Source organism: Kitasatospora sp. NPDC054939, from assembly GCF_053610105.1.
Window position 1 is genome coordinate 1 of the sequence record NZ_JBSGXP010000075.1, and the last position, 14,062, is coordinate 14,062.

A 14,062-nucleotide genomic window follows, 5' to 3' on the forward strand; every position below is an offset into this window, starting at 1 on the left:
GCGGCCCGGCTGCTCTCAGGCATTCCAGATGCCCGTCGCCGCGGTCTGCCGGACGTAGTCGGCGAAGTCCCGGGGCTCGCGGCCGAGGGCCCGCTGCACACCGTCCGCCAGGCTCGCGTTGCGTCCGTCCAGGATCAGGGTGAAGAGGTCGGCGAAGTCGCCGGGCAGCCCGGCCTCGACCAGGTACTGGCGGAAGTCCTCCAGCTCCACCGCGCGGAACGCGATCGGGCGGCCGGTCGCCCGGGACAGCTCCTCGGCCACCTCCGCGAAGCCGAGCAGCCGCGGCCCCGTCAGCTCGTAGACCTCGCCGTCGTGCCCGTCCTCCAGCAGCGCGGCGACGGCCACGTCCGCGATGTCCTCGACGTCGACGAACGGCTCGACCGCGTCGCCGACCGGCAGCGCCAACTCGCCCGACAGCACCGGCTCCAGGAAGAAGCCGTCGCTGAAGTTCTGGTTGAACCAGGCGCAGCGGACGACCGTCCAGGAGGTGCCGGTGGCCCGCACCGCGTCCTGGAGGGCCTGCTCGGCATCGAACGCGGCCTCCTCGCCGCGGCCCGACAGCAGCACCAGGCGTCGGACGCCGGCCGCCACCGCGCGCCGGGCGAGCGCGCCCACGGCCTCGACGGCGCCGGGGAAGGCGAGGTCCGGGTAGTAGGTGAGGTAGGCCGCGTCGGCGCCCTCCAGTGCGGCGTCCCAGGTGGTGGGGTCGGTCCAGTCGAAGGCGGTCTCGGCGCTGCGCGAGGCGATCCGGGCCTTCACGCCACGGGCGGTGAGCCGCTCGGCGACCCGGCTTCCGGTCTTGCCGTTGCCGCCGACGACGAGGACGGTCGCGGGGGTGGTGGTCTGGTTCGTGTCGGCGGTCATCGTGTTCTCCTCGGTCGTGGGGCCGGCTTCCCGGCTCTCGCTCACGAGGACAAGTCAATGACATCCGGAGGTCCCGAACCATGGCCGCGGCTCTCACCTCCATGTCCACCAGTCCACGGCTCGTCGGTCGCTCCGCGCATGCGCGAGCGGGGAGTGCGTGGGCGGGTGGGGCGCGTGGGCAAGTGGGGCGCGTGGGCAAGTGGGGCAAGTGGGGCGCGTGGGCAAGTGGGGCGCGTGGGCAGGTGGTGCTTGCCCGGGGGGTGCATGGGCGTAAGCGGGTGCAGGTGAAGGTGCGTACGCGGGTCGCCCGCGTCGGGCGGCCGTGCGGCGCGGTACGAGTCCTCACTCGGCGGGTACGGCTCGTCCGCCCCCGGGTACGGGGTGACGGGAGCGGCGTCCGCACTCCCCCCGCGCCTGCCACCGGGACTTCCGGCCCGCTTGAGCCGCCCGGTCCGGGGAAGGCCCGGGTAGGGCCGGGAGAAGGCCCGCGGGCCGTGGGGCCGCCGGTGCCCCGAGGGATGCTGCATGCGTGACCGAGCACGGAGGTGGGCCATGACGCACGAACTGCCCGGGAGTGACGAACTCCCGTCAGCACTGATCGACTTGGGAGTCCCGTTCGAGGACGTCAACCGACTCGTCGCGCTGCACGGACGACTCGCGGCGGACCGGGAGCTCCGCTCGGCCTTCGAACATGCCGTGGCAGCACAGGCGGCGGTGATCGGTACGCACCACCTGCCGTCCGGGCTGCCAGTGACATGGCCGGACGGGGTGAGTGAGGCCGACGGCCGGCGCCTGACGGTGCTGCTGTTCGTCGCGCTCGCCCCGCACACCCGGGCCTACCACGAGGCCCGCGGGATCCCGTCGACCGTCTCCCGGCAGACGCTCGCCGACCTGGGGCGGCAGTTGGCGGTGGGCCGGCGTCGGGGCACGGTCGGCGGCCTGGGCACCGGCTCCTGGCTGACCCTCCACTTTCGCGGCGAGTTGTACCAGTTGGGCCGCCTGCAGTTCCAGCGCCGGCATCTGCGCAAGAAGGCCGCGGAGGCTGCCAGGGCGGCCGGGTTCGGCGCGTGGTCGCTGGAACTGCACGTCCCGGACTTCCACGGCCCGCTCGACCCCGCATCCTGTGACCGTTCGCTGGCACTGGCCCGGGAGTTCTTCGCCCGACACTGGCCCGACGAGCCCTACGACACCGCGTCCATCTCCTCCTGGCTCCTCGATCCACAGCTCGCGCGCTACCTCCCTCCCGACTCCAACATCCTTCGCTTCCAGCAGCGCTTCACCTTCCTGGACGGTGGTCCCGACGAGCCGGACGACGCCGAGCCGCTGCGCTACGTCTTCGGCGACCCCGACCGTCCTGTGGAGTCGCTGCCGCGCGACACCTCCGTCCAACGGGCGGTGGTCGACCACCTGCGGGCCGGCGGGCACTGGTACGTGGTGAGCGGGTGGTTCCCGCTCTCCTCCGACCGCTGACGGCCGTGGCCATCGGAGCCGGGCCCACTGCGCGGCCCGGCCGGATTCACCGTTGCGTGCGGCGACGGGCGTTCGCCTCCTGCCTGGCCTCGCGGCGGAGCCGCTCCTCCTCGAACAGCCGTGACAGCTCCCGGTCCTCCTCGCTCGGCTCCTCCGGAGGGTCGTCGCTCTCCGGATCGATGCCCTGGGCCCGCAGTTCCGCCTGCTGCACCAGGAACGGCACCTGATCGTCGCGGTCGCTGGGGCGGGGCCCCTCCGGACCGTCCGGCCCGAACCGCACCAACTGCTCCACCCGGACGATCCGCAACCGTCGACCGCCCACCAGGATCTCGTCCAAGCGCTCACCCTCCAGCCGTTCCGCAGCCTCGGCGTAGGCGGCCCGCTGCTCCGGGTCGAGCCGTCGCCGCACCGGGTCGATCACCCGGAAGCCCAGCGCCACCGTCTCCCGGGCGCCCTGCGGCGTCCGGATCGGACCGGCGAGCCTCGGCGCCCACGGCCCGCCCGCGCCGCCGACCTGCTCGGCGACCATGAAGGCCGCCGGCAGCAGCACCCCGCCGGGGTGCGAGACCACCGCGGCGAGCGCATCCTCCCGGACCCGCCGGTCGGCGCCGTCGACTCCGTCGGCTCCCGGGGTGAGACCCAGCAACTCTTCCCTGAGGACGCCCTCCGACCTCCCGGTCGGCCGGGCCGGGTCCAGCACGAACCCGTCCCGCGGGTCCCGCGCCAGGTGGGACTCGCCGAGCGGCGCCGGATCCGGGTCACTCGGCCTTGGCGGCTCCGGCCCCTGCGGCCCGGACCGGATGAACTGCTCGGCGCGCACCACCCGGTAGCGCACCCCGCACACCGTCAGCTCGTCCAGCACCTCGCCGTCCAGCCGGACCGCCGCCGCCGAGCACTCCGCCGCCGCCCGCCCGTCACCGGCCGTCCCGGCCTCGGCCGCCGCCCTGCGGAAGGTCGACGCCAGCCCGTCGCGCACGCACTGCGGCTGCGACTCACCGAAGTACGGCAGGAGCTCCCACGCCCCGTCGGAGCGCTCCTTCGCCACACCGAAGGCCGGGCCGCCCGCCGCCAGGATCCTCGGGTAGGCCTCCCGCGCCGTCCACGCCTCGACGTCCGCGAGCACCGCGACCGGGGCGTCCGACCCGCCCACCCCGACCGTCCGGAACTCCGGTACGTCCTCGCCACGCTGCGTCATGTCCGCAGAATGGCACCGGCCTCTGAACAGGCGCAGGCATTTCCCGGCGCCCGTTCCGGCACACTGGCGTCCGAACGGTTCGAACGCCGCCGCCGGCACCCCTTCCGACCTGCACTTATGCGAGGACGGCGACGAATCGCCGACCGCCCGGCACCCCCTCCGCACCGGCGTGGGATTCACTCGATGGGGTGGCGATCGGGTACGGCCCACGTCCTCGTGGTTGACGCTCGTGCGCAGGGGGTCGGCAGACGGGTGCGCCGTCGCTATGCTGATCCGCCTCACACCTCGGCGCCGCCGCCGGACGGGGGCTTCCGGCGGGCTGCGCCCGCCTCCTGGAGACCGCCGTGACCAGTGCCGCCGCTGCAACAGCCCGCTCCTCCGCGCTCACCCGGGACGCGATACCCGGATGGTTCTTCACCGCCGACCAGGCGGTCTTCGCGCACCTCCTGAGCGGCCAGACCCGGGCGGGCACCAAGGGCGACCTCCTCGAACTCGGCACCTACCTGGGCCGCAGCGCCGTCCTGCTCGGCGACCACCTGCAGTCCGGCGAGACACTCACCGTCTGCGACCTCTTCGACTCCGAGGCGGGCGACGCCGACAACGCGGCCGAGATGGCCATGTCCTACCGCAGGACCCTGACCCGAAGCGCCTTCGAGTCCAACTACCTGGCCTTCCACCCCGAGCTCCCGACGATCGTCCAGGCCCCCACCTCGGTGCTCGCCGACGGCCGGATCGGGGCCGGCAGCTGCCGCTTCGTCCACATCGACGCCTCGCACCTCTACGAGCACGTGGCGGGCGACGTGGACGTGGCCCGGGCCGCACTGGCACAGGACGGCATCGTGGTGCTGGACGACTACCGCTCCGAACACACTCCCGGCGTCTCGGCGGCGGTCTGGGAGGCGGTCTTCACCGGCGGTCTCCGGCCCGTCCTGCTCACCCCGATGAAGTTCTACGGGACGTGGGGCGACCCGGCCGAGGCCCAGCGCCTGCTGCTCTCCCGGGACTGGCGCGCGGAGGGCTTCGCCCTGGACGAGGACACCATCGCCGGCGCACAGGTCTACCGGCTCGACCACCGTGCCCAGCAGGCCGCGCCGCCCCGGCGCTCACTGCCCCGACGCCTGGCCCTGGACCTGCTCCCGCCCGCGGCCACCCGCGCGACCCGCCGGGTCCTGCAGGCGGTGCGCGCTGCGCGGCGCAGCACGGTGACGGCCTGACGGGGAGGGAGTTCAACGGCGCGGAGCGGGGCCGGGTCGCGCGCCCCGGACCCGTTCCGGCTCCGGCTCCGATACTGGCTTCGGTTCCGGCTACGGACCGACCTCGCCGGTGCACCGGCGCTGCACCGGCGCGGCCCGAAAACCGGGTGCCCGGCGACGGGCCGTCGGCTAGCCTCCGCGCATGACCTGGCTGCCCGACGACTTCGTCCACCCCCTCCGCGCCGAGCTCCCCGGCGGGTTCCACCTGCGCCCGATCAAGGGCTCCGACACCGACCTCGACTACCCGGCGGTCATGGGGTCACGCGAGCGGCTCTGGTCCGTCTACGGGGAGGCCTGGGGCTGGCCCCCGGCCACCATGACCGTCGAGCAGGACCGGGAGGACCTGATCCGCCACGAGGTCGAGATCGAGGCTCACGAGTCCTTCAACTACGCCCTTTTCGACAATGCCGAAACGGTACTTCTCGGCTGCGTGTACATCGACCCTCCGCAGAAGTCCGGATCGGACGCCGAAATCTCCTGGTGGGTGGTCGACGAGCACATCGGGACCGCCCTGGAACGGGACCTCGACGCCCTCGTCCCGCGCTGGCTCGCGGAGGAGTGGCCCTTCACCCGGCCCAGCCTGATCGGCCACACCATCTCCTGGAAGGAGTGGCTGGCGCTGCCCGACCGCCCGGGGACGACCACGGCCGGCTGAGCCGCGACGCGGGCGCTTCCGACCCTCGGGCCCCGCACCGCTCGCATCGTTCGCACCTCCACGGCACCGCACTCCCGCGTTCCCGCCCCGAATCGAACCGCCCCGCCCCGCCCCGCCCGGACCCTCCGTCCGCGGCGGGGTTTTCGCGTCTCGACGCCGAATTCCCATGACTAGTCATACGCATATCCCTCGTGCGGGGGGAATCACGGAAAAGATTTGGCTACGGAACATTAAAGCCCGCATAGTGAGAGGGGATCAGTTCGCCCTAGAACTGACCAAGTTTCGGCAAAGTACCGTCGTGTCGCCCGGAGCGCCACTCCACGGTGTGCGCCGCGCGCACCGCTCGGCGGCACTCCCGACCAGGCAGGAGAACAGACCTTGCGTCACACGAGCAACTCGACCGACCACGGGCGCCGACTGCGCGAGGCCGTCGCCGAGCCCGGCACCACCCCGCTCATCGGCGTCTACGACATGTACTCGGCGTCGATCGCCGCAGAGCACTACGACGGCATGTTCGTCTCGGGCTTCGGGTTCGCGGCCTCCTACTACGGCCTGCCCGACATCGGCTTCATCGCCTGGCCCGACATGGTGGCCTTCGTGGAGCGGCTGCGCGGCGCCTTCCCGCAGCACCACCTGCTGGTCGACATCGACGACGGCTACGTCGACCCCGAGGTCGCCTGCCACGTGGTGCGCCGACTGGAGCGGATCGGCGCCTCCGGCGTGATCCTGGAGGACCAGAAGCGTCCGCGCCGCTGCGGGCACGCCGACGGCAAGCAGGTGCTGCCGCTCGACGAGTACCTCGACAAGCTGCACCTGGTGCTCGCCGCCCGGACCGACCTGGTCGTGGTCGCCCGGACCGACGCGACCGAGGAGAGCGACATCCTGCGCCGTGCCGAGGCCCTGGCCGCCACCGATGCGGACGTGGTCCTGGTCGACGGAGTCCGCAGCGAGGAATGGATCCGCCGGATCCGGGAGGTCGTCGACGGCAAGCCGCTGCTGTTCAACCAGATCGCCGGCGGCAAGTCCCCCCGCCTCTCCCTCACCGAGCTGACCGACCTCGGGGTGGAGGTCGCCATCTACAGCACGCCCTGCCTGTTCGCCGCCCACCGGGCCATGGACGAAGCACTCGCCGGCCTCAAGGTCGCCGACGGCCGACTCCCCGCCAGCACGGGCGGTGAGTGCCAGATCGGCGTCCGCGAGTCCACCGAGCTGCTCGAACGGAACATCGCCCGGGGCCGGCTGCCCGAGGCGGTGACGGCATGACGCCTCCCGCCGGGGCCGCGGCTCCGCGCCGGGGGCGTCCAATCCCCTTGCAGGGGCCACGACCGCAACTTCCCCGGCAGCGGACTGCTGCGGTGACCTTCACCGCCATGGCCGCGGTCTGCGCGGCGCTCGCCACCGGCGCGGGCCAGGCCGCCGCCGACGGCAGCCTGGTCACCCTGATCGACAACTCCCACTCCGACTCCGTGGTGGAGATCGACCGCACGGCCAATCTCCAGACCGGCAGCGGTTCGGCCGGCAGCGACCTCGCCGACGCTGCCGCCGGCCGCACCGGCACCGTCCTCGGACTCGGCCGGAGCGCACTCACCGACGGCTCGCGCTCCGACACCACCGAGGCTGTGCCCACCGCCGACGCCACGCGCTCCGATGTCGCGACCGCCGACGGCAGACCGGAAGCACCCGCGTCCACAGCTCGCCGGCCCACCCCGGCCGGACTGGTCGACTCCCTGCTCGGCCCGCCTGCACTCCCCGGCCACCGGAGCGCCGCCCCCGTTCACGGCGGCAGCGGATGAGCCGCCTCCAGCGGAGCGGGGTCGGCGGATCAACCCCACCGTCCCCTCCTCCCACGCTGTCTGTCGGGCGAACCGCGACACCGGTGCCGACCCCGCCGACCCCGCCACCCCAACCACCCTCGGTACCCCCGCCGGCCCAACCGCCCTCGGCACCCCCACCCCGCGCCCGGGGCGGCGCGCGAGCGGCACGGCTGCGCCGGATCCTCGACCCGTACCTCGTGGCGCTCGCCTCCACCGTCGGACTCGCCACCGCTCTACCGGACACCGGACCGGCGGCCGTGGCCGTCGGCCACGGATGCGACCTCGCCGTGGGACTGCTCTTCTTCCTCTACGGCGCCAAGCTGTCGGCGCGCGAGACGCTCGGAGGTCTGCGACACCTGCGGCTGCACCTTCTCGTCCTCGCCTGCACCTTCGCCCTCTTCCCGGTCCTGGGTCTCGCGATGGGTCTCGCGACGGCCGCACTGACGCCCCACACGCCGGGCGAGGACCTGCGCACCGGGGTGCTCTTCCTGTGCCTCGTACCGTCCACCGTCCAGTCCTCGGTGGCGCTCACGTCGGCGGCCCGGGGCAACGTGCCCGGCGCCATCTGTGCCGGCACCTACTCCAGCCTGGCCGGCCTCCTGCTCACACCGCTGCTCGCCGCGTGGATGTTGAGCTCGCACACCGCACTCTCCGCCGACGGCCTGCTGCACATCGGCGGGCAACTGCTCGCCCCCTTCCTGGCGGGCCAGCTGCTCCGGCCGCGGCTCGGCGCACCCCTCGCCCGCCACAAACGCGCGCTCGCCGCGGTGGACCGCGGGTCCATCCTGCTGGTGGTCTACGCGGCCTTCAGTGCCGCGGTCGACCAGGGCAGTTGGAACCGGACCAGCGGCCCGGACCTCCTGGTGCTGCTCCTGGTGCTCTCGGTCCTGCTCGCCCTGACCGCAACCGGCGCCCGTCTCGGGGCACGGATGCTCGGCCTCGACCCGCCGTCCCGGATCACCGCAATCCTCTGCGGCTCGCAGAAGAGCCTCGCCAACGGACTCCCCATGGCCACCGTGCTCTTCGACGGCCGACCCGGTCTTTCGGTACTGCCCTTGATGCTCTACCACCAGCTCCAACTGATCGCCGGGGCGCTCTTCGCCGGCCACTGGGCCAGGGCGCCCGACCACGGCCCGGCAGCGGCTAACGAACCTCCACCGCACGCTGCTCCGACTCCCCGTCCCGGCGCAGCCCTCGCTCCCTCCGGTTCAGGCCAGGCTCCGCCGGCGTCGGGCCAGGGGCCGTCGCCGTCGGGCCAGGCTCCGTAGGCGTCGGGCCAGGCGTCGTCCCAGTGGGGTCAGGGACCGTCCGAGCATCGAGGCGCCGCCGGAGCCCCCGCCTGAGGCGGGCCGAGGCCCCCGGCACCCACCCGAGCGCCGCGATGCGCCCGCTCACGTCCTCGGGCCAGGCCGTCGACCGGTCGGCCAGGGCGAGCACCGCCGCGTACGGGCGATGCCCCTCCCGGAGCCGCCGGGTCAGGGTGTCCAGCAGTCGGTCCAGCGCCACCGCGTCCGTCGCCGGGTGCTCGGCGACGAGACGCAGCAGGCAGTTGTCGTTCCACGGCGTGTTCCGCCGCTCCATCAACTCGACCAGGAGATCCGCGGGCGCAGCGGGGTTGCGCCCGATCGCGTGCGCGACGAACGGAAGGGGGTTGCGCGCGAGCACCCGAAGCACCTCCGCGTCCGTGGCGCGCTGCGCCAACCGCCGGTAGTCGGCGCCGTCGTGAAGGTGATCGAGGGCTTCGAATTCGTTCATGGGTGCGGACGACCCTAACAGCGACCGCCCGAGGCCCCGTAAGGGATTTCGGGCCGGCCACCACCTCACGCCGAACTCCCGAACGCGCTGCGCCGATACTCCCGTCGGCGCGTGCGACCGGAACGGCGACCCGCGCCGGACCGGCCGCGCCCGGAACCGCGCTCGTGCCCCGGCCCGCCGTCAGAGGCCCGCGTCGGCCGGTGCGCCCGGCCGGTGCCGGTCGCAGAACCAGCCGCCCGGGTAGAGCCTCGCGCCCTCCTTCCGGCACGGGATCCGACCGGCTGAACAGATCTCCGGTTCCACCGTGCGCAGGGGCGGCCGTTCGGGCCGGGCAGGCACGGGTGCCGGCGGGGGTATCAGGTCGGGCGACCGGCGCTGAGCCGGTACCCGGGGCACCACGGACGGAGCGTCGACGACCGAGGCGGGGTCGTCGAGCAGACAGTGGATTCGGTCGATCAGCGGCGTCTGCGGGTCGATCGTGTTCCGGAGCATGGTGATGCCGTCCCGTCGATGGATTCGCTCGCTTCGGAAAGCCGCGCCGGCGGCACGGTGGGGGAATTGCGGCTCGAAGCCGTGCCGATGCCCGGCACGGCCGCTGACGAATGGACCGCCGACCGGGGCTTCTCCCGCCCCGCCGTCGGCCAGCCCGGCACGCGGCATTTCGTCGCGGCCGGGCTCGGTCCCGGCTGCGGCCCGGTGCCCGTCGCTCTCGGCGGCCCGGGCGTACCGTTCGCGGTACGCCTCGTGTACGTCGGTCTCGGAATACGTCGGATCGTTGTGAGAGGATTCACCGTCGTGCTCGTTCATGGCAAGCTCTTTTCTGCCATCAACCGTACGGACGGGATTCCAACGCTCTCGACGCCGCAATCCCTCCCGGTTCTCTCCCGTTTTCGCTCCGGTTCGAAACATCGGCCGAAAATGATCGGAGTTGGCACCCCACCCGTCACAGGCACATCGGCGGCCACGGGCCACCGAGCCATCACCTCGCGGCCACCCCTGGTTCACGGACCGCTATACTCACCCGCTCCCCCGGCATTCCGTCACCCCTGACACGAGCACGCGGAATGAACGAGCCGCACGCCGGCCGGACAACGAATCAGCCATTCCCTCAGTCCGACCACACCCGCTCCCCGGCTCATGGCCGTGAACCGGCAGCAGAAATCGCCGCCTCCGGCCGGCCTCTCCGGCATCTGCGATCTCCCGGCGACGCCGAACCACGAAGCCTCCCGAACGAGCCGACCGCGCCCACCCGCGACCACTCCTATTGCGCCCCGCCGCCCGGACCCGGCCCACCATTCCCGGTGCGGCCGCACGAAGGGGAGCGGCCCCGAATCGACAGGCCCGCATTCACCGCGGTGCCCCCACCTGGATTCCGGACCGCGGGACCGTCGCCCTTCGTCGGAAGCATCCGCCGCGATCCGGTGAACGCGACCGAAGGCGAAGAACGTCCCTCCCTCACCCCGCAGATCCGGCAGGCAACCGAAACGGCCGCCGCCCGGCGCGCAGGGCTTGCCCCCGGCCGTGCCCGATCGGGTTCCTGTCCGCCGTGAACCGCACTGTCGAACGTCGGCCATTGGACATTGGACATTGGCACGGGGGCCAATTCCACGCCCGCCTCAGCACTGTCCCCGTCGGCCGCAGCGACAACGGCTGAGCACTGCAGCGGCAGCGGTACTCGGTCCTGTACGAGTTCGATGCCTGTTGTGCGGCACTCGGCCTGAGGCCGAACCGGCACGCGATTACGGCACGAGGTCGCATTCGCACCCCGTCCCATCGGTTCGTATTGCCGTGTTGGCACGGCCGCTCAGCCGTTCGTCGGCGGCTTCACGGGGCCTGTCCCCCCTGCACCCCCGCGCTCAGGTCGCGGTGGGAGGACGTGCTGCGGCAAGTCCGGCGATCGTTCGAAGCCTCGTGAAGGACGAGGCGCAGTACTCCTCGTTGATCAAGGGAGTGATCCCGTCGAGTCCGCAGGGCACGCCTGGAGGAGGGAGGCCTCGTCGTGGTCGAGTCCGCCGTTCCACGCGCTCTGGACAAGGCCGGCGACGTCGGCGTCCAGGAGGAACAACTCCAGCCCCCGACGTCCACCCCGCGGACGCTCGGGGGATACAGCGCGCACCGGTCCTCCTCGAACTGCCGGGACGGTCGGTCCTCGGGCTGTGCTCCGCCCCGGTCCACGGCCGGCGTCTCTCCCGCCCTACGGTGCGAGCGCACCCGCCGTACGCGCTCGTTGATCAGGGACAGGTCCGAAGGGTGGTCGGCGGCTCGGTCCGGCATGGACATCGCCGCGGTGCGGCGCCCCTGCGGTCACTGCGCCGGGTCCGGCCGGCCGGTGGGGGCGCTGTCCTCGTGGTCGTTGTCGGCAGGAGTGGAACCGGCACGGGTGGAAGCGGCACGGGTGGCGGACCGGGCCGCACCACCGGCTCAACGGGCGCCGGGCCGCGGGGGACGGGGCCAGGGGCTGTGGCCGGGCACGGTGGTGTCGGGCGGGTCGGTGTCGAGGGTGCGCCACATCAGGCCGGCGCGGTAGCCGTGGGCGCCGGCGCCGCTGCCGTCGGGCCAGGTGCCGGCGTACCAGAGGTAGGTGAGTTCGCGGGCCGCGTCGGTGCCGGGGGCGGGGGTGACGGTGCCGAGGCGTTCGGCGGCCCGGCGGCAGTGCTCCTCGGCCAGGCCAGTGGCCCGAAGTTCGTGTTCGTCGACGCCGGTGAGGGCGGCCGAGGTGCCCAGGAAGGCGGTGAGGTCGAAGCGGTCGGGGAAGCCCTGCTGCGCGGAGGGGTCCGCCGCCACGGGGCGGCCAGGAGGTACGGAGAGGCCGGGGCGATGGGGAAGGCCGGCGATATCGGAGAGGTCGGGGGAATCTGTGAGGTCGGGGGAATCGTCGGGCTTCGGCATCCGGGTGCCTCCACGGCTGTCCGCTGCGTGACCGTGACATCGAGCTGATCCGATCGATCGTGTCGGCTCCGGGGAGGCCGCAGGCCGGCCGACCGGAAGTGCCCGATCCTGATCGATGCCGCCCTTCCGGTACTCGACCTGGAACGCCGGCGACCGTTCGGATCCGCGCGGCGACCGGAGCTGGAGCCGAGCACGGGCGGCGCGGGGCGGTGCGGTGCGGGGCGGCAGCGCCCGGGGGGTACCCCGCTCGGGTCAGCCCGGCAGGCGGCCGCGGCGATGGGCTGCGATCTTCGGAGACACGGCTGTCCGCCGCCGCACGTCGACTCCGCCGAGCGCGGGCGGCGCCCGGAGACCTCACTTCCCGGAAACCTGGAGGCCCCGAATGTGGGACGCGCCCCCCGCCCCCGCTCCCCCGCCGGGCGCTGTCGAGTTCCTGCCGGTGCTCGACATGCCCGAGCCCGGGCAGCAGAACCGGCTGACCGTCCTCGTGCGACTGCTGCTGCTGATCCCGCAGTTCATCGTCGTCTGGGTGCTGTCGGTGGTCGCGTTCTTCGTGGTGGTGATCGGCTGGTTCGGCGCGCTGGTGCTGGGCCGGCTGCCGGACTTCGCCGCGACGTACCTGTCCGGGTACGTCGCGTACGGGACCCGGGTGAACGCGTACGCGATGCTGACGCTCGACCGGTACCCGCCGTTCGCCTTCCACGCGCCGGACTATCCCGTCCAGGTGGAGATGCGGCCGGGCGAGCTGAACCGGCTCGCGGTGTTCTTCCGACTGATCCTGGCGATCCCGGCCGCGATCATCCAGGGGGTGCTGGCCAGCGGGTGGTGGACGGTCTCGTTCATCAGCTGGCTGGTCGTACTGGTGCTGGGGCGGATGCCGAGGCCGCTGTTCGAGGCGACCGCGGCGATCGTGCGCTACCGGTACCGCTACGAGGCGTACCTGCTGATGCTGTCGTCCGCCTACCCGAAGGGGCTCTTCGGCGAGGACGAGCGCACCCTGCTGGGCGGCCCGGTCCCGGGCTGGACGGGCGCAGGCGCAGGTGCCGGGGCGGGGGCAGGAGCGGGAGCAGGAACGGCAGCCGGTGCAGGAGCGGGGGCGGCGGCAGGAACGGCGGCCGGTGCGGGCGTGGACATGGGCAAGGGTGCGGTGCCCGGCCCGATCGGCGGCGGCGCCGCCTCGGCGACCCGGCCGCTGGTGCTGAGCGGTGCCGGGCGCGGCCTCCTGGTGGTGTTCATCCTGATCGGGATCGTGAGCTGGGGCACGTCCTCGCTGACGGGCTCGATGGACTGGGACGACAAGGACAACGACAACCTGAGCGGCGCCCCGCGGGTGGTCGGGCAGCTCGTCCCCGGACCGGCCGGGAGCTCGGCGGGCCGCTGACGGGCACCTCCGCGGCGGCCCGCCGAACACCGCGGCGTCGCCGAACAGCACCACCCCGACACCACCGTCCGACGCCACCGTCCCGACCCACCGCCCGAGGCCGGCGCGGGCATGCCGGCGGGGCGGTGGTGCCGGCCCACGGAGTGCGGGTCAGCCGGGTCCTCCCGCCGCCCCGGTACGGAGCCGACGGATCGTGGCCGGCGTCAGCCGCCGTCCCAGCACGTCGAGCGCTGCCAGCACCTCGGCCAGCGCCTGCGGGTCGTCGGTGCCGAGCGCCCGGACGAGCGCGTCGTCGATCGTGGCACCGGCGACCTCGATCCGCCGGGGTGTGAGCTCCGGGGCCCGCCGGACCAGCATGCGACGGCGGTCCGCGGGGTCGACCTCGGTGACGATCGATCCGGCTTCGCGCAGCCGGGCGACGGCGGTGGACACCTGGCTCTGCGTCCCGAGCGCGAGGCCGACTTCGCGGCCTTCCTCGGCCACGACCTGACCACGTTGCGCCTGAGCGCCCTCGGCCCCGCCGAGGCCGACGCGCTCGCCACCGGTCCGACCCTGGTGGTGCCGGCCGTCGGGCTGACCACCGATCCGGCGGTCTACAGCTATCGCTGCGCCGAGGTGCTGGCCGAGCGGCTCGGAAGGGACGCCGCCGTACTGCCCGGCGGCCACAACGGCAACCTGACCCACCCCCGGGCCTTCGCCGCGGGGCTCGGCGAGGTGCTCGACCGGGCGCTCACGGAACGGCTCGCGGCGCGCCGGGCCGGCTGACCGCCCGGCGGGACTCCCCCA

13 protein-coding genes are annotated in these 14,062 nt (G+C 73.4%); 8 read left to right on the forward strand and 5 right to left on the reverse strand.

Annotated elements, in window-relative coordinates; all coding sequences use genetic code 11:
• Positions 1-15: 15 nt before the first annotated feature.
• Entirely contained in the window at positions 16-864 is an 849-nt protein-coding gene (locus ACWGB8_RS21475) for an NmrA family NAD(P)-binding protein (protein ID WP_452215141.1), read from the reverse strand.
• A gap of 552 nt (positions 865-1,416) precedes the next feature.
• Between ACWGB8_RS21475 and ACWGB8_RS21480 the strand changes: the two genes are divergently transcribed.
• Entirely contained in the window at positions 1,417-2,334 is a 918-nt protein-coding gene (locus ACWGB8_RS21480; protein ID WP_452215142.1) for an acyltransferase domain-containing protein, read from the forward strand.
• Positions 2,335-2,380: 46 nt separating this feature from the next.
• Here the strand turns inward: ACWGB8_RS21480 and ACWGB8_RS21485 are convergent, their stop codons facing one another.
• Positions 2,381-3,529, reverse strand: coding sequence for a DUF5954 family protein (locus tag ACWGB8_RS21485; protein ID WP_452215143.1), 1,149 nt, complete (start codon positions 3,527-3,529; stop codon positions 2,381-2,383).
• A gap of 344 nt (positions 3,530-3,873) precedes the next feature.
• Here ACWGB8_RS21485 and ACWGB8_RS21490 point away from each other — a divergent pair, with 344 nt between their 5' ends.
• The 5 genes from ACWGB8_RS21490 to ACWGB8_RS21510 all read left to right on the forward strand — a co-directional run bounded on the left by ACWGB8_RS21490 (position 3,874) and on the right by ACWGB8_RS21510 (position 8,519).
• A complete protein-coding gene (locus tag ACWGB8_RS21490) occupies positions 3,874-4,743 on the forward strand; it encodes a class I SAM-dependent methyltransferase (RefSeq protein WP_452215144.1) in 870 nt (289 codons plus the stop codon).
• A 181-nt stretch (positions 4,744-4,924) separates the two neighbouring features.
• Positions 4,925-5,437, forward strand: a complete 513-nt coding sequence (locus tag ACWGB8_RS21495; protein WP_452215145.1) for a GNAT family N-acetyltransferase — start codon at positions 4,925-4,927, stop codon at positions 5,435-5,437.
• 378 nt (positions 5,438-5,815) lie between these two features.
• The gene (locus tag ACWGB8_RS21500; RefSeq protein WP_452215146.1) at positions 5,816-6,700 is read left to right on the forward strand and encodes an isocitrate lyase/PEP mutase family protein; all 885 of its coding nucleotides are present in this window, start codon (positions 5,816-5,818) and stop codon (positions 6,698-6,700) included.
• 92 nt (positions 6,701-6,792) lie between these two features.
• Complete coding sequence (locus ACWGB8_RS21505; RefSeq protein ID WP_452215147.1) at positions 6,793-7,230, forward strand: hypothetical protein; 438 nt, start codon at positions 6,793-6,795, stop codon at positions 7,228-7,230.
• Between the two features lie 218 nt (positions 7,231-7,448).
• Positions 7,449-8,519: a bile acid:sodium symporter family protein gene (locus tag ACWGB8_RS21510; protein ID WP_452215148.1), complete on the forward strand. Its 1,071-nt coding sequence runs from the start codon at positions 7,449-7,451 to the stop codon at positions 8,517-8,519.
• Positions 8,520-9,186: 667 nt separating this feature from the next.
• Here ACWGB8_RS21510 and ACWGB8_RS21515 read toward each other — a convergent pair.
• Both ACWGB8_RS21515 and ACWGB8_RS21520 read right to left on the reverse strand, forming a co-directional pair.
• Positions 9,187-9,813: a hypothetical protein gene (locus ACWGB8_RS21515; protein WP_452215149.1), complete on the reverse strand. Its 627-nt coding sequence runs from the start codon at positions 9,811-9,813 to the stop codon at positions 9,187-9,189.
• A gap of 1,614 nt (positions 9,814-11,427) precedes the next feature.
• Positions 11,428-11,895 carry a hypothetical protein gene (locus ACWGB8_RS21520; RefSeq protein ID WP_452215150.1) on the reverse strand — a complete coding sequence of 156 codons (468 nt, stop codon included), beginning with the start codon at positions 11,893-11,895 and terminating at the stop codon, positions 11,428-11,430.
• A 382-nt stretch (positions 11,896-12,277) separates the two neighbouring features.
• Here ACWGB8_RS21520 and ACWGB8_RS21525 point away from each other — a divergent pair, with 382 nt between their 5' ends.
• Positions 12,278-13,276, forward strand: a complete 999-nt coding sequence (locus ACWGB8_RS21525) for a DUF4389 domain-containing protein (protein WP_452215151.1) — start codon at positions 12,278-12,280, stop codon at positions 13,274-13,276.
• A 150-nt stretch (positions 13,277-13,426) separates the two neighbouring features.
• Here ACWGB8_RS21525 and ACWGB8_RS21530 read toward each other — a convergent pair whose 3' ends face one another.
• A complete protein-coding gene (locus tag ACWGB8_RS21530) occupies positions 13,427-13,759 on the reverse strand; it encodes a hypothetical protein (RefSeq protein ID WP_452215152.1) in 333 nt (110 codons plus the stop codon).
• Between the two features lie 12 nt (positions 13,760-13,771).
• Between ACWGB8_RS21530 and ACWGB8_RS21535 the strand changes: the two genes are divergently transcribed.
• Positions 13,772-14,041 carry a hypothetical protein gene (locus ACWGB8_RS21535; RefSeq protein WP_452215153.1) on the forward strand — a complete coding sequence of 90 codons (270 nt, stop codon included), beginning with the start codon at positions 13,772-13,774 and terminating at the stop codon, positions 14,039-14,041.
• Positions 14,042-14,062: the final 21 nt, after the last annotated feature.

Excerpts from the sequence above, each read along its gene's own strand:
- ACWGB8_RS21475 (WP_452215141.1), bottom strand. The coding sequence starts at position 864 with ATGACCGCCGACACGAACCAGACCACCACCCCCGCGACCGTCCTCGTC.
- ACWGB8_RS21480 (WP_452215142.1), top strand. The coding sequence starts at position 1,417 with ATGACGCACGAACTGCCCGGGAGTGACGAACTCCCGTCAGCACTGATC.
- ACWGB8_RS21485 (WP_452215143.1), bottom strand. The coding sequence starts at position 3,529 with ATGACGCAGCGTGGCGAGGACGTACCGGAGTTCCGGACGGTCGGGGTG.
- ACWGB8_RS21495 (WP_452215145.1), top strand. The coding sequence starts at position 4,925 with ATGACCTGGCTGCCCGACGACTTCGTCCACCCCCTCCGCGCCGAGCTC.
- ACWGB8_RS21515 (WP_452215149.1), bottom strand. The coding sequence starts at position 9,813 with ATGAACGAGCACGACGGTGAATCCTCTCACAACGATCCGACGTATTCC.
- ACWGB8_RS21520 (WP_452215150.1), bottom strand. The coding sequence starts at position 11,895 with ATGCCGAAGCCCGACGATTCCCCCGACCTCACAGATTCCCCCGACCTC.
- ACWGB8_RS21525 (WP_452215151.1), top strand. The coding sequence starts at position 12,278 with ATGTGGGACGCGCCCCCCGCCCCCGCTCCCCCGCCGGGCGCTGTCGAG.